Below are 5,664 nucleotides of genomic sequence, written 5' to 3'. Positions count from 1 at the left end.
ACGCGTTTCACCGGACCTTCGCCTCCATGCTGTCGGGCAGCCTGATCGCCGGCAACGCTGCGGGCGGCGTGCCCTTCGACAGATCGGCGGGCGCAGGCTTCGCCGCGCTCTGCGGCAGGCTCACGTCGGCCAGCCCCAGCGACAGCACGCCAACCTTGTCGAGAACGATCGCATCGCCCGCGCCGTCCCACAGCACCGGCGGAATCGCCCCGCCCATCGCCGCCGCGATCTGGTCGCCGCCCGGAAAGGCCGGGGCGTAGCCAGCCTTGCCATGCTGGTTGCCGCGCACGATGATCGCCTTCGGCAGCGGCTGATACTTCGGGTCCTTATGCTCGTAGCGATAGCCGACGATCATCACGTTCGCGGTGCCGTTCTGGTCGAAGACATTGTCGAAAACCTCGACATTGCGGTTCGCCATCACCAGCACGCCGGTCCCGGTCGGCACCGATGCGACGATATTCCCCTTCGGCGCAAAGTTCGGCACGCTGTTGTCGGAGATGATGTTCGAAAAGACGCGGACATTATGCCCGCCCTGCATCGGCAGGCTGGGCAGGTCGAACACGAGGATGCCGCCGGTGTTGCGGTTCGCGACATTGTCATGGACGTCGGCGTCGTAGCTGTTTTCGATCTCGATCCCCGCGACATTTTCGGTCGCCACCGATTCGCGCACGACGATATTCTTCGACTGCCCGACATAGATGCCCGCATCCGAAGCCCCGCGGACATAGACGCTGTCGATCAGAACATCGGTGCTTTCGACCGGATAGATGCCATAGGCGCCGTTCGTCGCGTCGGGCCCGCGCGTCCATTCGACGCGCAGCTTGTGATAGACGATGCGATCGGCGCCCTTCGACTTGATGCCGTCGCCCTTGGTGTTGAGCACCGCGAAATTGGTCAGGAACACATCATCCGAAGTGACGAGCAGCCCTTCGCCCGCGCCCTGCTGTCCCGTGAAGTCGAGAATCGACCCGCCCTCGCCCGTCCCGGCCCCGCGCACCGTGACGTTCGCGACGTCGAGCGACAGGCCGTCGGTCAGTTTCCATGTCCCCGCACCGAGTTCGACCGTATCGCCCGGCTGCGCAAGGATCAGCGCTTCCTGCAGCTTTTCGTTGGCGTCGGGCGTTGTTGCACTGACGCTGATCACTTTCGCCGCCGCCGGACTGGCGGCAAGGGCCGCCACGACGCAGAGCGTCGCCGCGTGGTGGCGCAGGCTATGGAATCGCATATGTCTCTCCCCAAATTTTTGCGGAGCATGGTGCAAGACTTGACGGATGCCAAGCGGGTTGCTGACATATGTGTAGCTAACCGGGGAGAGGTCGCTTTGTTCTACAGATATGCTTTGGCGCTCGTCGCCTTTATCGTCGTGCCCGCATCGGCGGCGGCGCCCGCGTCGCTGACGGGGCGCTGGAAAACCGATGACGGGAAAGGGATCGTCGCAATGGCGCCTTGCGGCGCCAAAATGTGCGGCCGCATCGCCGAACTCCTCATCAGGGAGCCTGCGGGCGGCCAGCGCGACGAGCGCAACCCCGACAAGGCGAAACGCGCGCGCAAGGTCGAAGGGCTGCAGATATACTGGGACCTTGTCCCCCACGGCGAAGGCTGGAAAGGCGAAGGGTACAGCCCCGAAGACGGCCGCTATTACACCGCGCACCTGCGCGTGAAGGGCAACAGGCTGACGATGAAGGGATGCGTCGCAGTCTTCTGCCGGACGGTAACCTGGACGCGGATGGCGTAATCCGGACTCCCCGCCCGCCAGCGGGAGGGGAGTTCCCGGTCACTCCTCGCCCAAAATCCAGTCGACGCCCGCCGCGACGTGGATGCGCGTCGTGTCGTAGATCGGCAGGACATTGGCATCGGGATCGACCAGCATCACCAGCTCGGTGCAGGCCAGAATGATCGCCTGAACATCCTGTTTCGCGATGTCGGTGATGAACGTCTTCATGGTGCGCCGCGAATTCTCGTTCGCCTTGCCCTGCATCAGTTCTTCGTAAATGATGCGGTCGATCTCGTCGGCGCGGGTCGTGTCATAGGGCGCGAGCGTGAGCCCGTGCCGCACCAGCCGCTGGCGGAACCAGGGTTCGGTCATCACGTTGCGGGTGCCGACGACCGCGGCCGACCTGATTCCGTCGGCCTTCATCTTCTCGCCGGTTTCGTCGACGATGTGCAGGATCGGGATCGGGATCGCCGCGGCGACATCCTCTGCCACCTTGTGCATCGAATTGGCCGCAATCATCAGCGCGGTCGCGCCCGCCGCCTCAAGCCGCTGCGCCGATGCGATCAGCACCTCCTTCGCATGCGCCCATTGCTCGTCGGTCGTGATCCGCGACAGCTCGCAATAGTTGAGGCTCTCCATCAGGATCGGCGCCGAACACGCGGTGCCAAGGCGCTTTTGCACGCCCTTGTTGAGGTGGCGGTAATAAAGCTCGGTCGACGCCCAGCTCATTCCCCCGATCAGGCCGATTTTGCGCAAGATGGTCCTCCGGAATACAAAAGGACCGGGCCTTTACCGGCCCGGTCCCGCCTATCGCTAGATAAAGTGACGCGCCCCGGCAAGGCCGGGGGTGAAACTTTGCGGCAAAGCGTCAGTGCCCGCCGCCGTTCAGCGCCTTGACGATGTCGTCGGCCATCTTCTTGGCATCGCCGAGCAGCATCATCGTCTGGTCCATGTAGAAGACGTCATTGTCGACGCCGGCATAGCCGACCCCGCCCATCGAGCGCTTCACGAACAGCACGGTCTTTGCCTTTTCGACGTCGAGCACCGGCATGCCATAGATCGGCGACGTCTTGTCGGTTTTCGCCGACGGGTTGGTCACGTCGTTCGCGCCGATGACGAAGGCGACATCGCACTGCGCGAACTCGCCGTTGATGTCCTCCAGTTCGAACACCTCGTCATAAGGCACGTTCGCCTCGGCGAGCAGCACGTTCATGTGCCCCGGCATGCGGCCTGCGACCGGGTGGATCGCATATTTGACGTTCACACCCTCTTTCTTGAGCAGGTCGGCCATTTCGCGCAGCGCATGCTGCGCCTGTGCGACCGCCATGCCGTAACCGGGGACGATGATGACATTCTCGGCCTGGCTCATCAGGAACGCCGCGTCGTCGGCGCTGCCCGGCTTCCAGGGGCGCTGTTCCTTCGCGCCACCGCCCGAAGCCGCCGCGTCGGCGCCGAAGCCGCCCGCGATCACGCTGATGAAACTGCGGTTCATCGCGCGGCACATGATGTACGACAGGATCGCACCCGACGAGCCGACGAGCGCGCCGGTAATGATCATCGCGGTGTTGCCGAGCGTGAAGCCCATCGCCGCCGCGGCCCAGCCCGAATAGCTGTTGAGCATCGACACGACGACCGGCATGTCGGCACCGCCGATCGGGATGATCAGCAGGAAGCCGATGACGAAGCTGAGCCCGGTGATCGTCCAGAACACCCACGGCGACTGATCCTGCGTGAAATAAGCGGTCAGCGCGACGATCGCAGCGAGCGTGCCGAGGTTGATGATGTGACGTCCCGGCAGCATGATCGGCGAACCCGACATATTGCCGTTGAGCTTGAGGAAGGCGATGACCGATCCCGAGAAGGTGATCGCACCGATCGCGATGCCAAGACCCATTTCGACACGGCTCACGACGTGAATCTGACCCGCAGCGTCGGCAATGCCGAAGGCGACGGGGTTGAGATAGGCGGCAGCGGCAACCGCGACTGCCGCGAGGCCGACAAGGCTGTGGAATGCGGCGACGAGCTGCGGCATTGCGGTCATCGCGATGCGGCGCGCCATGACGATGCCAATCACCGCACCGATGCCGATTGCGACGAGAATCTCGACAACTCCGACAGGATCGACGCCCACATAGCTGTTGGTGGCATCGCCGACCTTCATCGGCATGTGCGTCAACAGCGTCGTAACGACCGCGATCGTCATGCCGATCATGCCGAAACGGTTGCCACTCTGCGCCGTTGCGGGGCTCGACAGACCACGCAGCGCGAGGATGAAGAGAACACCGGCCACGAGATAGGCGATGGCAGCATAGGGGTTCACGGCGCCGTGGCCACCGGTTGCGGCGGAGAGAATGGCCTGTACGTCCATCTCAGCGCTCCTTCTTCTTGTACATCGCGAGCATGCGCGACGTTACGGCGAAGCCGCCGAAGATGTTGATGCTCGCCATCACGACAGCAGCGAGGCCCAGCCATTTCGACGAGGATGAACCCGTCGCAGCGCTGGCGATCAGCGCGCCGACGATGATGACCGACGAAATGGCGTTGGTGACGCTCATCAGCGGCGTGTGCAGCGCCGGGGTCACCGACCAGACGACGAAATAGCCGACAAAGCAGGCCAGTACAAAAATCGAAAAAATCGCGATAAAATCCACGGGCTCGCTCCCCTGCTGATTCCGTTTCGCGCACCTCTTGCCGCGCGCTGCCCAGCGTGTCGACTCCAAAGCGGGCAAAAAAGCAGCGCCCGCATTTCCCAAGGCGAGAAATGCGGGCGCTTTGCGACATAATATATCGCATCGCCGGACAGGCCGGCGATGTTTTTTACATTTTGGGGACGAGCACCGCGTCGACGATGTGAACGACACCGTTCGACTGCGCGACATCGGCCTGCGTAACCGCTGCCTTGTTGCCGCTGCTGCTGGTCAGCACGATCGCATCGCCGCTTTTCGTCGCGGTCAGATCCTGCCCGTCGGCGGTCTTCAGCACCGCCTTGCCGCCGCCCTCGGCGATCTTCGCCGCCAGATCGGCCGCGGTCAGCTTGCCCGGCACGACATGATATTCGAGCACGCCGGCGAGCACATCCTTTTGCGCCGGGCGCATCCAGCCATCGCGCGTCACCGGCGGCACCTGCGCAAAAGCGGCGTCGGTCGGGGCAAAGACCGTGAACGGCCCCGGGCCCGACAGCGTTTCCACCAGACCAGCCTGCGTCGCTGCGGCAGCCAGCGACTTGTGATCGGACGAGGCCGAGAGATTTGCGGCGATCGTGCTGCTCGCCAGCATCGCCGACGGAGCAGCGCCGGGCACGGCCGGCGCGGCGGCTTCGCTAGCCGCGACGGTCGACGTCTCGGTTGGCGCTTCCTTCTTGCTGCCGCAACCCGACAGCGCGAGCGCGGCCGCCACGACCGTCATAATCAGAGGGGTTTTCATATCCTTATCCTTCAATACGACGACCGCAGCGGCGCGGATCGTCAGCCGAGGGTCGGCATCAACACGCCATTGATGACGTGGATGTTACCGTTCGACTGCTCGACATCGGGCTGCGTGATAAAGCCGCTGCTGCCCTGCGTGCCGTCGACCTTGATGTTGCCCTGCACCTCGGTGAAGGTCAGCGTTTCGCCCTCGACAGTCGCCAGCGTCGCCTTGCCGCCGCCGGCCTTGATCTTCGTGAAGATATCTTCGGCGGTCACGCGGCCCGGAACGACGTGATAGGTCAGCACCTTGGCCAGGGCTTCGGTGTTGCTCGGGTTCATCAGCCAGTCGGTCATCGGCTGCGGCACCGCGGCAAAGGCCTGGTCGGTCGGCGCAAAGATGGTGAAGGGTTGGCCAGCCAGCTTTTCGGAAACGCCGGCAGCGGTAAGTGCCGAGGCCAGCGTCTTGTGATCGGGCTTCGCGCCGATTTCGAGCGCAATGCCGGTGGGCTGCGCGGGCACAGCGGGCGCCGCAGGAGCTGCGAC

At 63.9% G+C, this 5,664-nt stretch carries 7 protein-coding genes; 1 reads left to right on the top strand and 6 read right to left on the bottom strand.

The window, feature by feature from the left end; genetic code table 11:
* Positions 1-7 precede the first annotated feature (7 nt).
* On the bottom strand, positions 8-1,225 hold the full coding sequence (locus VN047_RS08880) for a parallel beta-helix domain-containing protein (RefSeq protein WP_325541848.1): 1,218 nt from the start codon (positions 1,223-1,225) through the stop codon (positions 8-10).
* 96 nt (positions 1,226-1,321) lie between these two features.
* Here VN047_RS08880 and VN047_RS08875 point away from each other — a divergent pair, with 96 nt between their 5' ends.
* Positions 1,322-1,735: a DUF2147 domain-containing protein gene (locus tag VN047_RS08875; protein WP_325541846.1), complete on the top strand. Its 414-nt coding sequence runs from the start codon at positions 1,322-1,324 to the stop codon at positions 1,733-1,735.
* A 39-nt stretch (positions 1,736-1,774) separates the two neighbouring features.
* Here VN047_RS08875 and VN047_RS08870 read toward each other — a convergent pair whose 3' ends face one another.
* The 5 genes from VN047_RS08870 to VN047_RS08850 all read right to left on the bottom strand — a co-directional run.
* Complete coding sequence (locus VN047_RS08870) at positions 1,775-2,470, bottom strand: aspartate/glutamate racemase family protein (RefSeq protein ID WP_325541844.1); 696 nt, start codon at positions 2,468-2,470, stop codon at positions 1,775-1,777.
* Between the two features lie 112 nt (positions 2,471-2,582).
* Positions 2,583-4,082, bottom strand: coding sequence for an NAD(P)(+) transhydrogenase (Re/Si-specific) subunit beta (locus VN047_RS08865; protein ID WP_325541842.1), 1,500 nt, complete (start codon positions 4,080-4,082; stop codon positions 2,583-2,585).
* Between the two features lies 1 nt (position 4,083).
* A complete protein-coding gene (locus tag VN047_RS08860) occupies positions 4,084-4,365 on the bottom strand; it encodes a proton-translocating transhydrogenase family protein (RefSeq protein ID WP_325541841.1) in 282 nt (93 codons plus the stop codon).
* A gap of 166 nt (positions 4,366-4,531) precedes the next feature.
* Entirely contained in the window at positions 4,532-5,137 is a 606-nt protein-coding gene (locus VN047_RS08855) for a fasciclin domain-containing protein (RefSeq protein WP_325541839.1), read from the bottom strand.
* A 41-nt stretch (positions 5,138-5,178) separates the two neighbouring features.
* Positions 5,179-5,664 (bottom strand): fasciclin domain-containing protein (locus VN047_RS08850; RefSeq protein WP_325541837.1); only part of this gene is annotated, 486 nt, incomplete at its 5' end.

The organism is Sphingopyxis sp., from assembly GCF_035565275.1.
In the GTDB taxonomy this organism is placed as follows: Bacteria; Pseudomonadota; Alphaproteobacteria; order Sphingomonadales; family Sphingomonadaceae; genus Sphingopyxis.
Note: the sequence above shows the minus strand (reverse complement) of the source record. Positions and strands in the feature narration are given on the sequence as shown.